Genomic DNA, 21530 nt, shown 5'->3' with positions numbered 1-21530 from the left:
GACGGCGGCGTTACTCGACGAGGCGCTCTATCTCGGTGACGAGCACGTCGCTCGCACCCTCCTGTTTGACCCTGTTGATGGTCTCGAAGATGTCGCGCTCGTCGACGACAGCGTGGACCGCCACCTTGTCGGTGCCCGCGATGTCCATGACGGTCGGACCGCCCATCCCGGGGATGACCTCGCGGATGCGGTCGAGCCTGTCCTCGGGGGCGTTCATCATCAGGTAGCGCTTCCCGTCGGCCGTCAGCACGGAGTTCAGTGCCATCCGGATCTGGTCGACCTTCTCCTCGCCCACGACGTCGGGGCGGGCGAACAGTCGGACCGACGACTTGAGGACCTCGTCGATGATGCCCAGCCGGTTCATCCGCAGGGTCGTGCCCGTGCTGGTGATGTCGACGATGGCGTCGGCCATGTCGACGTGGGGCGTGAGTTCGGTCGCGCCGGTCACCTCGGCGATGTCGACCGGGATGTTGCGCTCCTCGAAGTAGTTCTCCGTGATGCGGGGGAACTCGGTCGCGACGGTCCGCCCCTCGAGGTCGTAGGGAGTCTCGATGGTGTCGTCCTCCTCCGGCGCGGCCAGTACGAGCCGGCACTGCCCGAAGCCGAGGTCGAGCAGGTCCTCGACCTCGACGCCGGCCTCAGAGACCTGGTCGAAGCCCGTGATGCCGAGGTCCGCCGCCCCGTCGGCGACGTACTCGGGGATGTCCGCGGCGCGGGCGAACAGGAGCGACACGTCCGGGTCGACGGTGTCGGCGTACAGTTTCCGGTCGGCCCCGTCGACGACGTGCAGGCCCGCACGTTCCAGCAGGTCGATGGTCGGGTCGTGCAGTCGGCCCTTGTTAGGCACCGCGATTCGCATTTGCCGGGGTTTCGCGGGCAGGGGGGAATTGCCTTTCCCTCTGCCCGCGACTTGCCGGTTCACGCCGCGCCGGCGCCGCCGAACACCTGCTCCAGCAGCCACGTCGTCACGTGCATCTCGACGACGGCGGCGACTCCCAGCGCGACCCACGCGACGAGCACGAGCAACAGCGTCCGCTTCACCTCGGCACGGGTCCACAGCTCGTCGCGGCGGTCCAGCACGTAGTTCACGACGACGCCGATGACCCGGAAGCCGACCGCGCTGGCGACGAACAGCGCCGGCAGTTCGAGGATTCCGTGGGGCGCGAGCGCGAGCAGGACGAAGCCGATGCCGGCCTGTGCGGCCGCCAGGGAGGCGACGTAGCCGACGATGACGCCGTTGAACAGCAGCCCGACGAGCGTGAGCAGGCCGCCGGTGAGCGCCCCGAAGATGAAGATGAAGAACACCCGCGTGTTGTTCAGGAAGACGAACGTCGCGGTCGGGTCCTCGGGGAGGAGGTCGCCGAAGGACTCCAGCCCCATCGCCGCGAACAGGTCGATGTCGGCCTGGTAGATGGCGATTCCGGCGAGGATGCCGAGACAGAACAGCGCGACGGAGAACCCGACGTAGGGCCGGTGCTCCCGCCACGCGAGCCGGAGGGCGTCGGTCGTCCAGTCTGGAGGGCCGTCCCGGGCGGGCGAGGACGCCGCGTCGGCCTCGCTGGTGGGGGCCGTGGCGTCGGCAGCGTCGGCGGCGTCGGCAGGGTCGCTGGCGGACATACCCGACCCTTCGACCGCCTGCCAGAAAAACCGTCCCGATGGAGTCATGGCCGCGGGGGCGAAAGCGCGGGACATGGAACGCGTCATCAGCGGCGGACAGGTACTCCTGCCCGACCTGACGATTCGAGCGACGGACGTGCTGGTCGACACAGCGGCCGGCGAGATTCTGGAACTCGGCGACGACCTCGCCGGCGACGACGAACTCGACGCCGCGGGCGGCCTCGTCGTCCCGGGCCTCGTGAACGCCCACACCCACGTCGCGATGACCCTGCTGCGGGGCTACGCCGACGACAAGGAGCTCGACGCCTGGCTCCAGGAGGACATCTGGCCGGCCGAGGCGGCGCTCACCCCCGAGGACGTCCGCATCGGCGCGGAACTCGGCATGCTGGAGATGATCAAGACCGGCACGACGGCGTTCGCGGACATGTACTTCCACGTCCCCGAGATCGTCGACGCGGTCGAGGAAGCCGGCCTGCGTGCCCGCGTCGGCCACGGCGTCGTCACCGTCGCCAAGGAGGCCGACACCGCCCACGACGACGCGGCCGAGAGCATCCGGGTCGCGAAGGAGTTCGACGGCGCCGCCGACGGCCGCGTCCGGACCGCCTTCATGCCGCACTCGCTGACGACCGTCGCCACCGAGTTCCTCGAGGAGTACGTGCCACAGGCCCGCGAGGCCGGCGTCCCGGTCCACATCCACGCGAACGAGACCGCCGACGAGGTCTCGCCCATCGTGGCGGAACACGGGATGCGCCCCCTCGAATACGCCCGCGAACACGGCCTGCTCGAACCCGGGGACTTCCTCGCCCACGGCGTCCACACCGACGCGACCGAGCACGACCTGCTGGCCGAGACCGGTGCCGCGGTCGTCCACTGCCCGGCCTCGAACATGAAGCTCGCCTCCGGGATGGCCCCGGTCCAGGAGCTGCTCGATGCCGGCGTCACCGTCGGCCTCGGCACCGACGGCGCGGCCTCGAACAACGACCTCTCGATGTTCGACGAGATGCGCGACGCGGCCATGCTCGGCAAGCTCGCGGCCGACGACGCCAGCGCGGTCCCCGCCGAGGCCGTCGTCCGGATGGCCACCGAGGGCAGTGCCGCGGCCGCGGGCCTCCCCGGCGGACGCATCGAGCCCGGCGCAGCCGCCGACCTCGTCGTCCTCGACCTCGACGCACCCCACCTCACGCCCGCCCACGACCTCGTGAGCCACCTCGTCTACGCCGCCGCGGGCTCCGACGTCCGGCACACGATGTGCGACGGGCAGGTCCTCATGCGGGACCGCGAGGTCCTGACGCTGGACGAGGAACGCGTGAAGACAGACGCGAGAGAACACGCGGCGGCGCTGGCCGAGCGCGCCGATTAGGCCGCGATTCCGGCCGCGACCGGGCGAATCGCCGGCGAGCTCGTGTTCTCGTACACCCGGACGTTGCGGAACCGGGAGACGGCGGTCGGTTCACCGTCGGCATTCTGGGCGGGGCACTTGTTCGCCGGGTGGGACGGGCCGTTCGGGTCACAGTCCGTGACGAACACGAGGTAGTCGGTGTTGCCGGTGTACAGTTGCCCGATGGGCACCTCGTACCGGACCCAGCCGTCACCGAGTTCGTAGTACGCCGCACCAGAGAACTGGCTGACGTTCTCGCCCCAGTTCTGGACGCCGAACACCTGTACCACCCGGCTCGCGTCCTGATTGTCCTTGTCGTCCGCCAGCCCGATACCGTGGATGTCGCCCTCCGCGGTGCTGTCGAACTCGAACGCGAGGACCGTGTCCGACGTGACGTTGTAGGAGTGGTCGATGTACCGCCACTGGTTGCCCCGCATCGTGACGGTCGCGCCGCCGTCGGTGGCCGTCGTCTCGCCGTCGCCGTTCTGGCTCCCGGCGTAGGTCTGCGTCGGTGCCTGCTGGTCGAAGTCGGTGACCTGCGGCGAGGAATCGGGAACCGGCGGCCGCGCCTCCGCGACGACCGTGTTCGACGGCTCGTGGACCACCCGGACCGTCACCTGCGAACTGGACAGCAGGTTCGTCGTGCCGAAAGCCTCGCCAGCACGCAGTTTCCCGTCGTTGTCTGCCGACCGACGCAGGAACGCCGAGAGGGGCGTCTCCGAGACGGTCCCGCCGTCGTCGACGAAGACCACGAACTCCTCGACGGGGAGCGCGTCGCCGCCACGGTGGGTGACGACCAGCGTCTGGGCGTTCGCGCCGTTGGCCGCCACGGTCGCGTCGACCGACGCCTCCGGCGGGTCCGCCAGCACCCCCGGGACCGCGTCGAACACGACGACCCCGGCCGCGCCGACCATCACCACCGCGAGCGCCGCCATCAGGAGCAACCCGACCGGTGAGGTGGCCCCCCGTTCCCCGAACATGGGTCGAGACAGGGGGCGAGGATGGATAAATACTAGGACGAATGACATCCTCGGCACGGTTGGTATCCTGGGTTCCCATTCCGAAACGAACCGCGAGCATCGTTTTTGAACTGAATGAACGATTCCAGCCGGGTCGTTCGAGGCCGGTGAACCGAGTGAACGAGGCTGAACGTCAGTACGGGTTTATGCAATGTCTGTGCAGATGGTGAGTCGTGATGATGCGCTCAAAGACGACACTCGCGGTGTTCGGCGCGCTGCTGCTGGTCGCAGCGGCGGTCGCCCCGGCAGCCGCGGCAGCCTCGCCACAGACGACCGTGCAGACGAGCAGTCCGTCGGCCTCGCTCAGCGACCTGGTCGCTGACAACAACACGACCGACGACAACACGACGGACGCCACGAACAACACCACCGACGGCGACAACGTCACGAACACGACCGACGGTGACAACACGACGAACACCACCAACACCACCAACCAGAGCTCCGAGGACGCGATGAACGAGTTCTCGCGTCAGCTCACGGACTACGTCCAGGAGGTCACCAACAACTCCTCCGTCGAGGCGCCCGGCCGCCTCATCGCCAACTGGGTCCTGACGCACAACCCGGGTAACGCGCCGGACCACGCGGGTCCGCCGACCGACGCCCCCGGCAAGTCCGACAACAGCACGCAGGGGCCGCCCGAGGACAAGCCCGGCAAGGCCGGCGGCAACAACAGCTCCGGCGGCCCGCCGAGTGACGCGCCCGGCAACGACGACGGTGACGACGACGAGGAGAAGGGCAACAACGGTAACGGGAACGGCCCGGACAAGCGCCTCGTCGCCGACCTCGGGTTCCTGCCCTTCGACTGGTAGAACCCGTCTCCCACACCAACCACACGCCCCCTTCCCCACTCCCACCACTGGGAAACCACTTCCACCACCGGGGAACCCCCCTTCCCCACTTCCACCATCATCTTCCTGTGTGACACCACGGCCCCGGAGCGGCAGCGCCGGGCCGGCCTCGTGTGACCCTACCCGAGCCGTCAGTCCACCCGCGGCAGGTGGACGGTGAACACCGCGCCGCCGTCGGGGCCGTTCTCGGCGTCGACCCGCCCGCCGTAGGAGTCGACGATCTCGCGGACGAGGTAGAGCCCGAAGCCGGTCCCCGGGCTGTCGAAGCCCTTGCGTCCCTTCTCGAAGACGGCGTCCCGGAGTTCCTCGTCGATGCCGGGGCCGTTGTCGCTGACCACCACGGAGACCCTCTCGTCGGTCACCTCGGTCCGCACCTCGACGACCGGGGTCTCCCTGTCGTTGTGCTGGACCGCGTTCGTCAGCAGGTTCTCGAACACCTCCGGCAGCAGGTCGTCCGCCAGCACCGCGACGTCGGGGAAGTCCTCGGCCTCGACCCGGGCGTGGTCGTAGGCGTCGACCGCCTTGGCGACCTCGGATTCGAGGATGGGCGCCAGGTCGGTCGGCTCGGGGTCGTGTTCCTTCCCCTCGACGATGGCCCGCATGAACGCCCGCATCGTCTCGATGAGGTCGATCATGTCCCGGATGCGGGTCTGGATGGTGTCGAGGTGGCCGGCCATCTGGTCGTCGACGTGCCCCTCGAGCATGCCCGCGCGGGCCTCGACCACGTTCATCCCGTTGAGCAGGTTGTGCCGGATGATGCGGTTCATGAACTCGAGGCGCTCGCGCTCGTGTTCGACCTTCTGTTCGCGCTCGCGGCGCTCGGTCATGTCGCGGGTGACCTTCAGGAACCCGCGGACGTCGTCGTCCTCGTCGTCACGGAGGGCCGTGACGACCACGTTCGCCCAGAACCGGGAGCCGTCCTTGCGCACCCGCCAGCCCTCGTCGACGGCCCGACCCTCCTCGGCGGCCCGGTTGAGCAGCGTCTCGGGGCGGCCCGCCGCGCGGTCCTCCGTCGTGTGGAACGACCGCACGTGCTCGCCGAGGATCTCCTCCTCGGTGTACCCCTTGATGTCCTCGGCGCCGCGGTTCCAGCTCTCGACGTGGCCCTCGGGGCTGAGCCGGAAGATGGCGTAGTCCTCGACGTCCTCGACCAGCGACTCGAACTCCTCGCGGGTCTCCTGGAGTTGCTGCTCGCGGCGGCGGTCGTGGAGCCGGTGTTCGAGTTCGTGCGCCAGCGAGTTCGCCATGATGTCGAGCAGGGCCAGTTGCCACCCGGCGGTCTCCTCGCGCGGGCTGGGGTCACCGAACGCGAGGACGCCGTGGAGGTCGTCGTCGACCCGCACGGGAACGCCCACGTAGTACTCCAGGCCGAGCTCCTCGTAGGACCACGAGTCGGTGAACCCCGGCCACTCCTCGGAGACGTTCGACGCGTACTGGAGTTCGTCCTGTTCGACGATGCGCTCTGCGTACGTCCCGTCGAGAGCGACGGCGTAGCCCGCCTGGACGTCGCTCCCGAGCTCCGACTGGACCGCCTCGACGAGCATCTCGTCGCCCGCGACCTGCGTGAACACCGCGTGCTCCACGTCGAGCATCTCCCGTCCGATGTCGAGGAGGTCGTCGATGCGGTCGTCGAGGGGCGTCGACCGGTCGAGCAGCACGTCGTGGAGCCGGCGGAGGGTCCGCTCGCGGGCCTCGAGCCGGTCGTTCGTGCGCTTTCGCTCGGTGATGTCGGTGTAGTGCTCGATGCGGCCGCCCCGGTAGAGCCCGGACTCGATGGGCTGGCTGAAGTGTGCCAGCCACCGGTCCTCGTCCCCGTCGGCGACGCGGCACTCGAACTCCGCCTCGCCCGTGTTGTCGTCGTACCCCGCGGTCACCTGACCGGCGAACCGGTCGGGCTGGGCGAAGCGGTGTTTGAGTCGCTCCTCGACCAGCGTCCGGGCGTCGCACCCGATGACCTCGTCCCGGTCGAGGTCGAAGTACTGCTCGGTCGCCTCGTTGATCCAGACCACGTCGAACTCCGCGTCGAGGATGAACAGCCCCACGTCGGAGCTGTCGAGGACGTCCTCGGTCAGCGACCGGTAGCGTTGCTCGCTCATCGTCAGCTCTCGCTGGCCTTCGCGCTGGCGGGCGCTGTAGAGCCCGGCGGCACCCCCGGCGACGAGCCCGAGCAGGACCGTGTTGGTGACGGTGACGTAGGAGGCGGTCTGGTCCTGTAAGAACACGTGGACGCCGATGACCCACGATTCGAGGGCGACCGCGATGACGACGGCGACCACGGTCCACCGGGCGATGTGGACGACGCGGTCCGCCGGCCAGTCGTCGACCCAGAACCAGAATGCGGCGGCGATGACACCGATCGTCAACAGCCCGGTCGGGCCGACCTCGAGGGCGGCCGTGAAGGGGTTCCCACCAGCCGTGACGGTGACCACGACGGACTGCAACTGGGCGGCCAGAACGACGACACAGATGCTGACGATGCTGGCGACGCCCACCAGTCGTCGCTGCTCGTCCGAGAACTGCATTGCTGGGAGGTGGCCGTGGGAGCCTAAAAAGAGCGGCGCCTACACACCTCGGGCAGCTCCCCGCGAATCCGGCGGCGAACCCGCCGACCAGACCGGTGTGCCGACTTCGGTACCGTTTTCCTCCCGCTTCACATGGTCGCAGCCATGAGCACGTATCCGACCATCACGGAGCAACTCGACGACCCCGAACCGACCCAGGAGGAGGGCCGACGCAAGATGGACTGGGCCCGCCAGCACATGCCCATCCTGAACGCGCTCCGCGAGGAGTACGAGGCCGAACAGCCCTTCGCCGGCCAGCGCATCGGCATGGCGATGCACGTCGAGGCGAAGACGGCGAACCTCGTCGAACTCCTCGCCGACGGCGGCGCCGAGGTCGCCATCACCGGCTGCAACCCGCTCTCGACACACGACGACGTGAGCGCGGCGCTGGACACACACGAGAACATCACGTCCTACGCCAAGCGCGGCGTCGACGACGACGAGTACTACGAGGCCATCAAGGCCGTCATCGACATCGACCCGACCATCACGGTCGACGACGGGATGGACATGGTCGCCGCCATCCACGAGGACTACCCCGAACTCATCGACACCATCGTCGGCGGCTGTGAGGAGACCACGACCGGTGTCCACCGCCTCCGCGCCATGGACGACGACGGCGCCCTGAAGTACCCCGTCTTCGCGGTCAACGACACCCCGATGAAGACGCTGTTCGACAACGTCCACGGCACCGGCGAGTCCTCGCTGGCGACCATCGCCATGACCACGAACCTCTCGTGGGCCGGCAAGGACGTCGTCGTCGCCGGCTACGGCTACTGTGGCAAGGGCGTCGCGAAGAAGGCGGCGGGCCAGAACGCGAACGTCATCGTCACCGAGGTCGAGCCGCGCCGCGCCCTCGAAGCCCACATGGAGGGCTACGAGGTCAAGCCCATGGAGGAGGCCGCCGAGGTCGGCGACGTCTTCATCACCACCACGGGCAACCGCGACGTCATCACCGCCGAGCACTTCGAGCGCATGCAGGACGGCGTCCTGCTGGCGAACGCCGGCCACTTCGACATCGAGATCAACCTCGACCAGCTCGACGACATGGCCGTCGACCGCTACGAGGCCCGCGACGGCGTCGAGGCCTACGAGATGGCTGACGGGCGCCGCCTGAACGTCCTCGCGGAGGGGCGCCTCGTCAACCTCGCGGCACCCCTCGCGCTCGGCCACCCGGTCGAGGTCATGGACCAGTCCTTCGGCGTGCAGGCCGTCTGTGTGCGTGAACTCGTCGAGAACGGCGAGGAGTACGAGGCGGGCGTCCACGACGTGCCCGACGAACTCGACAAGGAGGTCGCCGAGATCAAGCTCGCGGCCGAGGGCGTCGAGTTCGACGCGCTGACCGACGAACAGCGCGAGTACATGGGCTCCTGGGAGCACGGGACGTAGCGCACCCACCAGCCCACCCGTCCTCGCCAGCCGACAGGAACGACGCTTTCTTGCGATTCTCTCGTTTTCATGCTACCCGGGACACACCTCAATCACCGATAACCTTAATTTTACAACAATTTCCGATACCATGAAGGATATTGGGAATGAGCATCAGACAGCGTGACGGAGGATAGCGACCTAACGACTGACGAGGAGGCGGTGGACTGGCCCCCGACGGATGGTGACGCGGTGAACGTCGCCGACCGCGGCGTCCGTGTTCGGAAGTGGGTTACCGAACGCGGCGCCGCCGTACCCGTCGTGAACTACGACATCGCGTCGATGCGTGACGAGCCAGTCACGCTCGAACTCCGTGACACGACCCCAGAGGACCTCTCGGGCGAGGACGTGGGCTTTCACGAGGACTTCGAGGCGGAGAACTGGCGACGCGTCGACGAGAACGAGATCGCGTACCGACGACGGCTCGACCCCGGCGAATCGGTGACCACGGTGTACGGGGTTCGACGGTCGTCGCTCGACGACCGCGAGGCGTTCCTCGAGCGGCCGACGCTGTCGGTCACCACCGAGGACGAGGACGGCCCCGGGCCGGTCGAGGAGACCGCCGAGGCGGTCCCGACGCTCGACGTGGACGACGAGGGCGACATCGCCATGGACGAGGGGGACGCCGAGAGCATCGAAGAGGCGGCCGCAGAGGTGCTCGACCTGGACGACCCCGATAGCGACCCCGGTGCCGAGCCGATGCCACCGGCCGATGCCACCGAGGCCGCCACGCCGGCGGAGGATGACCAGGCCGAGGAGCCGGAGGAGCCGGCCGCGTTCGGCTCGGGCCTCGACCTCTCCGGCGCGGACGACCTCGGTATCGACGACGACGAACCGGCACTCGGCGACCTCTCGCTCGACGAGGGACCGGACGCAGACAGCGCCGCCCCCGGCGCCGATAGCGACAGCGATAGCGACGCGAACGTCGGCCGGACCCAGGCCGGCGCCAGCGTCGCGGCCGACCTCGCCCGCGAGTTCCGCACCGACAGCGTCGACGAGGACGACCGGGACGCCATCGCACAGGAGCTCAACCTCGAGCTCTCCGAGTCGACGGCGGCGTTCCTCGACCGGCTCCGCGACCGGGCGAACCAGCGCCGCGAGCGGCTCGAACGCGACATCGAGGACCTCGAATCCAGCATCACCGAGGTCTACGGCCTCAAGGCCGACGCGGCGGACCTGCAACAGACCCGGGCGGACCTCTCCGCCCTCGCAGAGCAGAAGGCCGACGAGTCCGACCTCGCGGTGGTCACGGAGGCCGTCGAGGCACTGGAGGACGCGAAGGCCGAGGCCGACCGCCTCGACGACGTGGCCGAGCGACTCGACACGCTGGTCGAAGACGCCGCGACCGACGAGCGCGTCGACGACGTGGTCGCCCGGCTGGACGACCTGGACGAGGCGGCCGCCAGGGCGGACGCACTCGAGGACCTCGCCGACGAGGTCGACGCACTCGACCACCGTTCCGCTACGGTCCGCGGGCTCGCCGAGGCCGAGCGCGACCTCGCACGCCTCGACGACATCGCGGCCCGGGCCGAGGCGCTGGCAGCGCTGGAGGACCGCGTCGACGCCCTCGACGACGACCTCGAGACGCTCCGCGAGGAGCGCGAGGACGCGACAGCCGAACTCCGGGAGGACCTCGAAACGTCCATCGCGGACGCGAGAGAGGACCTCTCCGCGGACCTCGCGGACGCGCGCAGTGAGTTCGAGAACGACCTCGAGGCGGTCCGGCGCGAGCGCGAAGCGGCGACGGGTGACCTCCGGGACGACGTGGAGGCGGACCTCGAGGCGGTCCAGTCCGACCTCGAAGCGGACGTGGTCGACCTCCGCGAGTCGACCGACGACGACGTACAGGCGCTCCACGACCTGCTCGAGGACGAGTACGTCACCGAGCGGACCGTGGACGACGTCATCGTCCAGCGCGTGGACAACAGCCTGCGGGCGCTGCTGTTGCTGGCGCTCGGCTCCGGTGGCGTCCTGCTCTCGTTCGTCCTCGCGGCGACGGGGGCGGCGTCGCTGGCGCTCAGCGCGTTCGTCCTCGGCGCGGTCGTCCTCGGCGGCTGGTGGTACCTCCAGCCCGGCGGACTGGCCAGCGGCATCGGCGACGGCGACGACGCCGTTGCTCCCGATGCAGGGGCCGAGAGCGAGTCGTCCGCAGACGACGACCCGGTCGAAGCTCCCGACGAAGAGGAAGCGAGCGCGGACGAGGAGGAACCGGCCCCGGACGTCGACGACGACTCGCCGGACGAGGACTCCGCGACCGTCGAAGCGAGCGACGATTGACCACCCGCTGTCACCCTCTTCTCGGCCCTACTGGCCGCCGCGGACGACGTGGCCGTACTTCAACAGCGCGACGAACGTCGTGCCGCCGAGGACGTTCCCGATGGTCGCGGCGGTCATGAACCGGGCGTACTGCGCCAGGTCGATGCCGCCGGCGAAGACGGCCGCGAGCACCTCGACGTTGCCTGCGATGCAGTGGGGCAGGTGCGCCAGCCCGATGGTGACCGTCACGATCCAGACGACGAGCATCCGCCCGGTCGTCTCCTGGGCTGCGGTCACGAGCCACGAGAGCAGCCCCATCAGCCAGCCGGCGAGGATGGCGCCGACGAGCAGTTCGAGGAACCCGTGGTCGACCAGCGGCTTCGCTATCTCGGTGAACGCGGAGAGTTCGGCGATGCCGAAGGCGGGTGCGGCCGCGACGGCCAGCCCCGCGAACAGCGCCCCGCCGACCACGTTCGCGGTGAAGACGACGCCCCAGACCCGGCCGAGGTCCGAGAGCGCGGCGCGCCGGTCGAGGACCGGGAGGACGGCGAGCGTCGTGTGCTCGGTGAACAGCTCCGAGCGGCCGAGGATGACGAAGACGAACCCGACGGTGTAGGCGTTGGCCAGCAGGATTCTCGTCGCCGGCTCGCCCCAGGTGTCGCCGACGAGCGTGAGCAGGACCACCATGAGCAACGGGCCGAAGCCGATGTCCAGCCCGGCCGACAGCCCCGAGAGGAAGAGCCCGTCGACCGACCGCGTCAGCTGGTTCATCCCCTCCTCGATCTGCTCGGCGAGGATGGTCGTCGACGGCTTCTGCTCGTCGGAGTCGTGCGGCTGACCGCCGGCAGGCTCTCCTGACATCCCGTTGGAGGTCCGAGGGCAGCGGCGTGGAAAAACGGCCGGCCTATCCGGACCGACCACGGTCGCCCGACTTAAGAACCACCGTCTCCGAGAGGGGAACATGAGTTCGAACCGCAAGGGAGACCGACGGGAGCGCGAGCTCGTCAATCGGCTCGACGAGGCGGGCTTCGCCGTCATGCGCGCGCCGGCGAGCGGGAGCGCGACCGAGCGCGAGCTCCCCGACGTGCTGGCCGGGAACGGCGACGTGTTCTACGCGATCGAGGCGAAGTCCTCCTCGGGCCGACCCATCTATCTCGACGGCGAGGAGATCGAGGCGCTGCTCTTCTTCGCACAGAACTTCGGGGCGAAGGCCCGCGTCGGCGTGCGCTTCGACCGCGAGGACTGGTACTTCTTCCACCCGGCCGACCTCTACGTCACGGACGGGGGGAACTACCGGGTGAAGAAAGAGACGGCGCTGGCCGAGGGGACCGACTTCGAGGAGTTCGTCGGCGGCCCGCGAAAGCGCAGCCTGACGGAGTACGACGACGACGAGTAGCGACTGGAGCACGTTTTCTGGCGAACAGGCGGTGGCTGTCGCTCGCCTGTGTGGGCACCGCACACCCGCTGGCACACAGACGGTGGCTCGTCAGGGCACACCGGCGGTGGCCGCGCTCTCGGATAAGAAGGGTGGGGAACGGCAGAGCGGATGGAGTCCGAGCTTCCCGTCGGCGCTGCGACCGAGCACCTTCGGGTTCTCGAACCCGCTAACCGGGCGAATCGGTCGTACAGCCGAATCAGACGTCCGGCCGCTCGAGGCGAGAGACGGGGAAGGTGTACACCCGGAGCGACCCGGGCTCGGGCCCGTCGTCGGTCACCCGGACCGCCGGGTACACCGCGCTCACGACCGGGTCGTCCGCCGGGTAGTCCCGGTTGGTGGCGTACTCGGCGACCGTGCAGTCGTGGCTCGGGACCCGGACCTCGTCGGCGCGCCGGTCCGACGTGGCCACGACGAGGACCAGTCCGCCGGTCTCGCGGTCCCGGGCCACGTCACCGCGCTGGAACCGGTGGCGCGGGCAGAGGTGTGGCTCGTCCGACCCGGTTGGCACGAACACCGACTCGGAACAGACCGAGCAGGGGACCGCGACGTGCCCCGGCGGCGGGACCCGTCCCTCGGTGATCTCGATGGCCACGCGCCGGAGGTGCTTACAGCGCGCCTCCCGGAACACGTGGTCCGGGCAGGTGCAGGTGCCGGCGACGACGTTCGCGAGGTAGCGGTTGCCCGACTCGGTCTCGACCTCGTAGACGTCGCCGCCGAACGACGTGACCGACATGGGTTCTTCGCGTGCGCGACGCGACCGCTCGTCGAGGTGGGCGCCGCTGGGCACGGGCAGGTTCGCCTTCTGTGACGCTGGTGTGCTTCTGGTGTGCGTCATGTGATTTCACCGCCGGAGCGCGGGCTACGCCGGCGTTCCGGGCTCGAGTCGAAGTACGGGTTCTGTGGGTGTAAGTCTTTCACCCGGACCGGTGATTTCGGGCCGTCTGCGCCCCCGAAGACGGCATTCTGCCCCCGCCAGCCCCGTGGTCGTGCGCAGACCACACAATCGAACGGTTCAGGTGGCTGGCCCGACTAGCAGTTCGCGATGGAACCCCTGCCGGGGCTCGCACCACTGCACGCCAGCACCACGGTCAGCCCGCTGCTGCTGGGTGTCCTCACCCTCGCCGGCCTCGGGTCCGCGCTGTTGCTCGGGCTCGGGCTGGCGGCCTACGTCCGGCGGCGCTCGCGGCCGTACCTGCTGGTCGCACTGGCACTCGCCACCATCGCGGGGCGGTCGCTGGTCGCCTGGCTCGCGATGATGGGGCCGCTCACCGACGCCGACCACCACCTCGTCGAACACGGCCTCGACGTGGTGATGACCGCACTCGTGGTCGGCGCGGTGTGGTACGCCCGCGAGATCCGGCAGGGCCGCGGTACCGACGACACATGACCGACGCACGCACCCGCATCGAGCACGAGATCGCAGCACAGCCCGGCGTCCACTTCAACGAACTCGTCCGGTCGCTCCCGTTCGCGGCCGGCCACGTCCAGTACCACGTCCGCTCGCTGGTCGACGAGGAGGCGGTCCGCCGGGACGAACTGTTCGGCCGAACCCACTACTTCCCGCCCGGCTACGACGAGTTCGAGCGCGCGGCCATCGCGCTGGTCCGCCGGGAGACCACCCGCGACGTCCTCGCCACCCTCATCGAGCAGGGACCCTCCCGCCCCGCCGCGGTCGCCGAGGAGGTGGGCGTGGCGCGCTCGACGCTGGAGCACCACCTCGACAACCTCTGTGATGCCGGGCTGGTCGAGAAGGAACGCGACTCGCGCAACCGCGTGACGCTGGTGCTCGCCGACCCCGAACGGACCGGCGACCTCCTCGCCGACGTGACGCCGACGATGCCGGAACGCCTCGTGGACCGGTTCACCCGCCTGGTGGACGACCTGCTGGCCGAGTGATTTTATACGAGGACGCGGCCAGCCCCGTCGTGTCCTGACGAGCAACCGCGTGGCGGGCAGCGGGTGTGCGACCAGCCGCCACGCGACTCCCGGGCGTCCAGACCGGCCACGACGCCCACGTGTCGCCTGTTCGCCCTTTCGACGCGCGCACCACGCCGTTTTTTGCGGGCCAGTCCCTAGCGAACGTCGATGACAGCACGCGACAGCCGCGGAATTCCCCGCCGCGAGTTCGTCAAATCCGCCGTCGCCATCGGCGGGACGGCCGCCCTCGCTGCCTGCCTCGACCGCGAGCGAGGCGGCGACGACGCCGCTTCCATCCCGACCGGCCGCGACGACCCGACGAGCCTCCCGAGCGGCCAGCACACCTGGAACCGGTTCCTCGCCACGGACGACCACGGCAACGACGTCATGGCCCGCCACCACCTCCTCCTCTACCTCGACTACGCGGGCGACGGGACGCCGACCAGCGACGAGCGCGAGACCGTCGAGACCGCCTTCCGGAGCCTCGAACGCGCCTTCGAGTGGTCGAACGAGGGCCTGCTGTTCACGGTCGGCTACTCCCCGGCGTACTTCGACCGGTTCGACGAGTCCCTGCCCGAGACCGCCGGGCTGGCCGAGCCGAAGGCCCTCTCCCCCTTCGAGGAACCCGAGTTCGACACCAACGACGCCGTCGTCCACCTCGCGAGCGACCACGGCTCGGTCCTGCTCGAGGCCGAAGAGGCCCTGAAGGGCAGCCGTGAGAAGGCAAACGGCGTCGAGATGGAGGCCCACCTCGGCGACGTGTTCGACCTGCCGAGCGAGTTCCCCGGCCGCCGAACCGGCTTCGTGGGCGATGGACTCCCCGCGAAGAACCAGGACGTGGACGGCATCCCGGAGGAGGCCGACATCGACGAGGACGCGCCGCTGTACATGGGGTTCAAGTCCGGTTTCAAGAAGAACCAGGCCAGCGAGGACTTCGTCACCATCCAGGAGGGCCCCTTCGCCGGCGGGACGACCCAGCACGTCTCGCGCATCCGCCTGCGTCTGGACGACTGGTACACCGAGAACGACCGGGAGGAGAACGTCGCGAAGATGTTCTGCCCGGCCCACGCCGAGGAGGGGAAGGTCGAGGGTGCAGGGGACAACCTCGGCGACTCCTCCGGCGTGGAGGAGGCGGACTGTGTCGAGTCCATCGACGAGGACGCCCGGACCCATGGGAGGATCGGCCACACCCAGAAGACGGCGGCGGCCCGCGAGGACGGCAGCCCGCTCATCCTCCGGCGCGACTTCGACTCCACCGACAGGGGCGAGGCCGGCCTGCACTTCCTCGCCGTCCAGCGTCGCATCGAGGACTTCGAGACGACCCGCGAGGCGATGAACGGGACCGAGCAGACCAAGCACCCGACCATCCGCCAGCGCGTCAACAACGGCATCCTCGAGTACACGTTCGTCAAGCGCCGCGGGAACTTCCTGCTCCCGCCGCGGGCACACCGCGCGCTGCCGGGCCCGAACCCGCAGTAGCGCGTGCGACCAGCGAAGCACCCTGTTTCGATGGAAGAACCAGAAGCCGCTTTTCTCCGAAGTGCCGAGTCACGAGCATGAGACGACGCACGTTCCTCGCGGCCGGTGCCGGCGCGGCCGCGACAGGGCTCGCCGGCTGTGCCGGGCTGCTGGAGACACAGACGGCGGGCATCCCGCCGGTCCTCTCCGACCGTCCGGACGCGGTCTACTATCCCACCCACGTCGAGGGGATGCAGATGGAGTCGATGACGACGAGTGGCGACTACAAACTCGGGCTGATGTACAGCTACCCCCATCGGTTCTGGACGGTGTCGGGCACCGAGGCCGAGCTGGTCGACATCGAACCCGACGACGCGGTCCACCTGATGGTCGCGGTCTGGGACCCCGAGACGGGAATCGTCCTCCCCGACGCCGGCGTGAGCCTCGAGGTGACGAAAGACGGCGACCTCGTCACCGAGGAGACCATCTACGCGATGCTCTCCCAGCCCATGGGCTTTCACTACGGCGCGAACTTCCCGCTGGAGGGCACCGCCACCTACCAGGTCGAGGTGTCCGTCGGCGGCCTCTCGGGCGTCCGGACGACCGGCGCGTTCGAGGGGAGGTTCGCGGAGTCGACCACCGCGACGCTCGACCTCAGCTACAGCGAGGGTGAGAAAGAGCAGATCATGTACGAGAACACCCAGGACCGCGCCGGCGCGCTCGAGGCCGTCCCACCGATGGAAACGAAGATGCCCCTCGGCGTCGCGCCCGCACAGGCCGACCTCCCCGGTCGCGCCCTCGGCGCCCCGAAATCGGGCGACGCGGTGCTCGCGACGCAGGCCGTCGACGCCGACCGGTTCGGCGACGGCACGTACCTCGCGGTGTCGGCGCGGTCGCCGTACAACCGGATGGTGCTCCCCTCGATGGCACTGCGCGCGACGGTGGCTCGCGACGGCGAGACCGTCTTCGACGGCGACCTGACCCCGACGTTCGACCCCGAACTGCACCACCACTACGGTGCGGCGGTCGAGTCCATCGAGTCCGGCGACGAGGTGACGCTCACCCCCACCATCCCGCCGCAGGCCGCCAGACACGAGGGCTACGAGACGGCCTTCGTCGAGATGGCCGAGACGACGTTCACGGTAGCGTAACTACGACACGCTTTTGTCCGGGCCGCGGGAAGCGCGTGCCAACGACATGGATTCGGAGACACTCAAAGAGGTCGTGGTCTCCTCCGGGGCCGTCGCGACCATCATCGGGATCATGATCTACATCGGCATGACCTACGGGGGCAACAAGGGCGTCCTCGCGATGGACGGTGGCCGGATGCTCGCGTACGCCATCGCCTTCTTCGTGGTCCTGATGGCGGTCATCGGGTACACGCGAAAGTACTGGCTCGACCTCGAAGACGAGTAACGGTCGGGCGCCGCGCCCGGGTCAGTCGTCCGCAGTCTCTACTCTCGTCTCGTAGTACGCGAGCGGGTGCGATATCTCCGCACAGACCTCGTCCTGGTTCACGCAGTCGCCGTAGGCCTGCACGGTCGTACACGACACCGGCGGGTACTCGATGCTGCCGTCCTCGCGCGCCAGTTTGGCCATCTGGTAGCGGATGCGCTCTGCGGTCTCGCCGGTCGCCCGGGTCACCGCGACGACCTCCTCGGGGTCCATCCCGACGGTCGCACAGAACGCACAGAGCGTGAACCACGACGGGGGCGCGAGCTCGTCCTCCTCGTCCTGTGCGCGCTCGAGCAGGTGGTCGACACACGGCGGGAACGAGTTGGCGTCGACCGGCCCGAACGAGGTCGGGAGGGCAGGGTCCGAGAGCACGTCCTCGATGCGTTCGACCTCGTCCTCGAGGTGTTCGGCGATGACGTCTGGTACCTGGAACGGGAGGCCGAGCATGACGCGCTCCTCGATGGCACCGCGCAGCAGCGTGAGGAGTTCGTCGCGGCTCACGGGGACGGTCCCGTCGGCGAGGCTGCGCCGGGGCAGCCGCCACGAGTCGCCGTCGCGGTCGCCGGCCAGCCGCAGGTACGCGCCGACCGCGACCCGGTAGCCGGTCTCGGCCTCGGTCACGTCCCCGGCGAGGTCGAACTCACGGAGCAGGCGCGCGACGGTGAGGTCGCTCCCGCTCGCGGACTTCAACTGCGTGGTGGTGTCGAGGTCCGAGCGGACGCGCTCGGCGGCGGTCGCGGCCTCCGCCTTGGCGTAGGTCTGGGTGACGACCGGGTCGTCGACGAGCGAGACGAGCACGCGCGCGACGGGGTACGAGAGGAGTTCGGTCCGGTTGTCGCGTCGCATCTCGCCGGTCGTGTGCTCGGTCAGCGCGGTCGTGACCCGCTCGATGGCCCGGTCGACCGCGGGGTCGTCCTCGCGGGCCACCAGCTCGCCGAGGTCGACCGCCGCCTCGTCGACGGCCTCGCGGGCCGCCGCGAAGAACGGATACCGGGCGTGAAGACGCTCCATCGACGGTCAGTTCCGGGTGCGGGCGGATAAACGCGACGGTCGCCGGTGCTGGTCGTGTCGCGCGACCGCACCGGCCGGGGGGAGAGAATCAGCTGCCGTATCGTGGGTCAGTCCGCGCCGGCTTCCGCTTCCGACTCTGCGCCGCTCGCCTCCGGGGCCTCGTGGGGGAGCGAGAGGACGACCGCCTCGCCGCCGAGCACCGTCGTCTCGCCGACCTCGACCGTCGTCTGGACCCGGAGTCGGTCGTCGCCGACGTGCTCGACGACCTCGGCCACGGCCTCGACCCGGTCGCCGGGTTGGACCGGCGCCTGGAACTGGAGGTCCTGTGAGAGGTAGACCACGTCGCCGGGGAGGTCCGCGAGCGCGGCGCTGACGACGCCCGCCGAGAGCATGCCGTGGGCGATGCGTCCGTCGAACATCGTCTCCTCCGCATACGCCTGCTCCATGTGGATCGGGTTCTCGTCGCCGACGAGCGCCGCGTAGGCCTCGATATCTTCGATCTCTACTGTCATCGTCGCAGTTGCCAAGTCACCCACCGTAGCTACTGCCATACACGGGGCCTTACCCTGCATGGCTATAAGTTATGCGTTAACATATCAACCCCTGACGGGAATCGTCCCACAGTTTCGGGATTTAGGCAGCGCCTTCCTTCGATATCGAGGGGTGGGAAGGCGGGTCGCCGCCCCCGGCGAGGGGGACGTGGGAGGTTAACATGTGAAACGGGGTCTTTTCTATCGTCTCGGTCGTTGGCCCCGGCATGGAACACGTGGTAAACGACGGGGTCCGCATCGCCTACGAGGTCGACGGGCCAGCGGACGCCCCCGTCATCGCCTTCTGCGAGGGGCTCGGCTACGGGCGCTGGATGTGGCGCTTCCAGCGACGACGGCTCGAGGACTACCGGACCATCGTCTTCGACAACCGGGGCACCGGCGACTCCGACGTGCCCGAACCGGCCGACGAGGGCGAGGACCCCCGGTACAGCATCGAGCTGTTCGCCAGCGACCTCGAGGCCGTGCTGGACGCCGAGGGGGTCGAGTCGGCCCACGTCGTGGGCGCGAGCATGGGCGGGATGACGGCCCAGCAGTACGCCCGCGACTACGACCGCGCCGAGACCCTCACCCTGCTGTGTACCTCCCACGGGGGCGAGGAGTCGGTCCCGACGCCGGAGTCGACCCAGGAGCGGATGTTCGAGGTCCCGCCGGAGTACGACGAGCGCGAGGCCCTCCGGTACAAGATGCAGCCCGCGATGTCCGACGACTTCTGGGAGGACAACGACGACCTCGTCGAGGAGATCATCGACTGGCGGCTGAGCTCCGACGCGCCACCCGAGGCTCGCCTCGCTCAGGCCGGCGCGGTCGCCGCCTTCGACAGCACCCCGTGGCTGGAGGACCTCACCATCCCGGCGAAGGTGCTGCACGGGACCGCCGACCGGGTACTCCCGGTCGAGAACGGGAGACGGCTCCACGAGCGCCTGCCCGAGAGCACGCTGGAGCTGTACGAGCACGGCTCGCACCTGTTCTTCATCGAGTCGGCCGACGCCGTGACCGCGGACATCCGCGAGCACGTGGAGAGTCATGCGGCATAGCCAGCGCCCCTACGAGTGGGTCGGCGCGTGGTCCGAGCGCCGCGCCAGCCTCTCGCCCGACGCGGTCGGCCTGCGGGACGCGACCACCGGCGAGGCGTACACCTACGCCGACCTGGACCGGCGCGCGAACCGGACCGCCCGCCTGCTCCGCGAGCACGGCGTCGCCAGCGGCCCGGAGACGCAGACCGGGGAGGCCGGCGGCCGCGTCGTCACGCTCTCGCGCAACCGGCCGGAACTCGTGGACCTGTTCTTCGCGACGGGGAAGACCGGTGGCGTGCTCGCGCCGCTCTCGCACCGCCTCGCGTGCCGGGAACTCGCCGAGTTGCTGGCCGACGTGGCCCCCGACCTCGTCGTGGTCGAGGGTCCCTTCGACGACCTGCTCGCGGAGGCGCTGGCCCACGAGGCCTGTGAGTACGACGGCCCGGTACTCGGCCTCGGGGAGTCCTCGTACCCGGGCTTCCTGGCCGCGCTGCCCGACGACGACTCGCCGGTCGAGACCGCCGACGTCGCGATGGACGACCCGCACCTGTTCCTGCACACCGGCGGCTCGACGGGCACGCCGAAGGAGACCGTCATCACCCACGGGAGCATCGCCTGGAACTCCGTCAACACCATCACGGCGTGGGGGCTCCGGCCCGAGGACGTCACCCCGATGGTGTTCCCGATGTTCCACACCGGCGGCTGGAACGTCCTCACCGTCCCCTGCTTCCACCTCGGCGCGGAGGTCGTCATCGCCCGCGAGTTCGACCCCGAAGAGGTCCTCAGAATCGTGGACGAACGCGACGCGACCGTCCTCGTGGCGGTCCCCGCCGTCCTGCGGATGATGACCCAGGCCGACGGCTGGGAGACCGCCGACCTCTCGACGCTCCGGTTCGCCAAGTCCGGCGGCGGCCCCTGCCGCGAGGCCGTCATGGAGGAATGGTGGTCCCGCGGCGTGGACCTCTCGCAGGGCTACGGCCTCACCGAGTGCGGCCCGAACAACTTCGCGATGCCCGACGGCTGGCCCCACGAGAAGGCCGACAGCGTCGGCGTCCCCGCGATGCACGTGGACGTACGAATCGTCGACGACGAGGGTACGGAAGTGCCCGAGGGCGACATCGGCGAACTGGAGATCTCGAGTCCCCACGCTGCCCACGAGTACTGGCACGCCCCCGAGGAGACCGCCGAGACCTTTGGCGAGGGGTGGGTCAGCACCGGCGACCTCGCCCGCCGCGACGAGGACGGCTACGTCTACATCGAGGGACGCAAGAAGAACATGTACGTCTCCGGCGGCGAGAACGTCTACCCCGCCGAGGTCGAGGACGTGGTGGCGAAGCACCAGAAGGTCGACGAGGTGGTCGTCATCCCGGTCCCCGACGACCAGTGGGGGCAGGTCGGGAAGGCCGTCGTGCAGGGCGACGCGAGCCTCACGCTGGAGGAACTGACGGAGTTCCTGGAGGGCAAACTGGCCCGGTTCAAGCGCCCGCGACACCTCGCGTTCGTCGACGAGATGCCGACCTCGGGGCCGTCGAAGATAGATAGAGAGGCGGTCAAGGAGCGGTTCGGCGGCGAGTAGG

General features: G+C 69.4%; 20 protein-coding genes. 12 read left to right on the top strand and 8 right to left on the bottom strand.

The window, feature by feature from the left end:
* Window positions 1-10: 10 nt before the first annotated feature.
* Window positions 11-859, bottom strand: a complete 849-nt coding sequence (gene hisG, locus NOV86_RS11910) for an ATP phosphoribosyltransferase (RefSeq protein WP_267641614.1) — start codon at window positions 857-859, stop codon at window positions 11-13.
* A 59-nt stretch (window positions 860-918) separates the two neighbouring features.
* Window positions 919-1617, bottom strand: a complete 699-nt coding sequence (locus NOV86_RS11905) for a stage II sporulation protein M (RefSeq protein WP_267641613.1) — start codon at window positions 1615-1617, stop codon at window positions 919-921.
* Between the two features lie 73 nt (window positions 1618-1690).
* On the opposite strand from NOV86_RS11905, the gene NOV86_RS11900 reads away from it, so the two are divergent.
* Window positions 1691-2977, top strand: coding sequence for an amidohydrolase (locus NOV86_RS11900; protein WP_267641612.1), 1287 nt, complete (start codon window positions 1691-1693; stop codon window positions 2975-2977).
* Here NOV86_RS11900 and NOV86_RS11895 read toward each other — a convergent pair.
* Complete coding sequence (locus NOV86_RS11895; RefSeq protein WP_267641611.1) at window positions 2974-3975, bottom strand: type IV pilin domain-containing protein; 1002 nt, start codon at window positions 3973-3975, stop codon at window positions 2974-2976. The genes NOV86_RS11900 and NOV86_RS11895 overlap by 4 nt on opposite strands.
* A 215-nt stretch (window positions 3976-4190) precedes the next feature.
* On the opposite strand from NOV86_RS11895, the gene NOV86_RS11890 reads away from it, so the two are divergent.
* Window positions 4191-4826: a hypothetical protein gene (locus NOV86_RS11890; RefSeq protein ID WP_267641610.1), complete on the top strand. Its 636-nt coding sequence runs from the start codon at window positions 4191-4193 to the stop codon at window positions 4824-4826.
* Window positions 4827-4996: 170 nt separating this feature from the next.
* Here NOV86_RS11890 and NOV86_RS11885 read toward each other — a convergent pair whose 3' ends face one another.
* A complete protein-coding gene (locus tag NOV86_RS11885; protein ID WP_267641609.1) occupies window positions 4997-7387 on the bottom strand; it encodes a PAS domain S-box protein in 2391 nt (796 codons plus the stop codon).
* A 144-nt stretch (window positions 7388-7531) separates the two neighbouring features.
* Here NOV86_RS11885 and NOV86_RS11880 point away from each other — a divergent pair, with 144 nt between their 5' ends.
* Window positions 7532-8815, top strand: coding sequence for an adenosylhomocysteinase (locus NOV86_RS11880; protein WP_267641608.1), 1284 nt, complete (start codon window positions 7532-7534; stop codon window positions 8813-8815).
* Between the two features lie 162 nt (window positions 8816-8977).
* On the top strand, window positions 8978-11131 hold the full coding sequence (locus tag NOV86_RS11875; RefSeq protein WP_267641607.1) for a coiled-coil domain-containing protein: 2154 nt from the start codon (window positions 8978-8980) through the stop codon (window positions 11129-11131).
* A gap of 27 nt (window positions 11132-11158) precedes the next feature.
* Here the strand turns inward: NOV86_RS11875 and NOV86_RS11870 are convergent, their stop codons facing one another.
* On the bottom strand, window positions 11159-11971 hold the full coding sequence (locus NOV86_RS11870) for a formate/nitrite transporter family protein (RefSeq protein WP_267641606.1): 813 nt from the start codon (window positions 11969-11971) through the stop codon (window positions 11159-11161).
* 100 nt (window positions 11972-12071) lie between these two features.
* Here NOV86_RS11870 and hjc point away from each other — a divergent pair, with 100 nt between their 5' ends.
* Window positions 12072-12506 carry a Holliday junction resolvase Hjc gene (gene hjc, locus NOV86_RS11865; RefSeq protein WP_267641605.1) on the top strand — a complete coding sequence of 145 codons (435 nt, stop codon included), beginning with the start codon at window positions 12072-12074 and terminating at the stop codon, window positions 12504-12506.
* Window positions 12507-12744: 238 nt separating this feature from the next.
* On the opposite strand, the gene NOV86_RS11860 is transcribed toward hjc, so the two are convergent.
* Window positions 12745-13383: an SWIM zinc finger family protein gene (locus NOV86_RS11860; protein WP_267641604.1), complete on the bottom strand. Its 639-nt coding sequence runs from the start codon at window positions 13381-13383 to the stop codon at window positions 12745-12747.
* Between the two features lie 207 nt (window positions 13384-13590).
* On the opposite strand from NOV86_RS11860, the gene NOV86_RS11855 reads away from it, so the two are divergent.
* From NOV86_RS11855 to NOV86_RS11835, 5 genes are all read left to right on the top strand, one after another.
* Complete coding sequence (locus tag NOV86_RS11855; protein WP_267641603.1) at window positions 13591-13935, top strand: DUF7471 family protein; 345 nt, start codon at window positions 13591-13593, stop codon at window positions 13933-13935.
* The gene (locus NOV86_RS11850) at window positions 13932-14444 is read left to right on the top strand and encodes a winged helix-turn-helix transcriptional regulator (RefSeq protein ID WP_267641602.1); all 513 of its coding nucleotides are present in this window, start codon (window positions 13932-13934) and stop codon (window positions 14442-14444) included. Before NOV86_RS11855 ends, NOV86_RS11850 begins: the two co-directional genes overlap by 4 nt.
* A gap of 189 nt (window positions 14445-14633) precedes the next feature.
* Entirely contained in the window at window positions 14634-15944 is a 1311-nt protein-coding gene (locus NOV86_RS11845; protein ID WP_267641601.1) for a DUF7405 family protein, read from the top strand.
* 77 nt (window positions 15945-16021) lie between these two features.
* Window positions 16022-17074 carry a DUF7350 domain-containing protein gene (locus tag NOV86_RS11840; RefSeq protein ID WP_267641600.1) on the top strand — a complete coding sequence of 351 codons (1053 nt, stop codon included), beginning with the start codon at window positions 16022-16024 and terminating at the stop codon, window positions 17072-17074.
* A 46-nt stretch (window positions 17075-17120) separates the two neighbouring features.
* Window positions 17121-17339, top strand: coding sequence for a DUF7472 family protein (locus tag NOV86_RS11835; RefSeq protein WP_267641599.1), 219 nt, complete (start codon window positions 17121-17123; stop codon window positions 17337-17339).
* A gap of 21 nt (window positions 17340-17360) precedes the next feature.
* Here the strand turns inward: NOV86_RS11835 and NOV86_RS11830 are convergent, their stop codons facing one another.
* Window positions 17361-18389 carry a DNA primase large subunit PriL gene (locus NOV86_RS11830; protein WP_267641598.1) on the bottom strand — a complete coding sequence of 343 codons (1029 nt, stop codon included), beginning with the start codon at window positions 18387-18389 and terminating at the stop codon, window positions 17361-17363.
* 107 nt (window positions 18390-18496) lie between these two features.
* A complete protein-coding gene (locus NOV86_RS11825; protein WP_267641597.1) occupies window positions 18497-18940 on the bottom strand; it encodes a MaoC family dehydratase in 444 nt (147 codons plus the stop codon).
* 206 nt (window positions 18941-19146) lie between these two features.
* On the opposite strand from NOV86_RS11825, the gene NOV86_RS11820 reads away from it, so the two are divergent.
* Together NOV86_RS11820 and NOV86_RS11815 are read left to right on the top strand one after the other, a co-directional pair.
* On the top strand, window positions 19147-19974 hold the full coding sequence (locus tag NOV86_RS11820; protein WP_267641596.1) for an alpha/beta fold hydrolase: 828 nt from the start codon (window positions 19147-19149) through the stop codon (window positions 19972-19974).
* Window positions 19964-21529, top strand: coding sequence for a class I adenylate-forming enzyme family protein (locus NOV86_RS11815; RefSeq protein ID WP_267641595.1), 1566 nt, complete (start codon window positions 19964-19966; stop codon window positions 21527-21529). Before NOV86_RS11820 ends, NOV86_RS11815 begins: the two co-directional genes overlap by 11 nt.
* The last annotated feature ends 1 nt before the right edge of the window (window position 21530 follow it).

The organism is Haloarchaeobius amylolyticus, assembly GCF_026616195.1.
Taxonomy (GTDB): Archaea; Halobacteriota; Halobacteria; order Halobacteriales; family Natrialbaceae; genus Haloarchaeobius; species Haloarchaeobius amylolyticus.
This window is presented reverse-complemented; position numbering and strand designations above follow the sequence as displayed.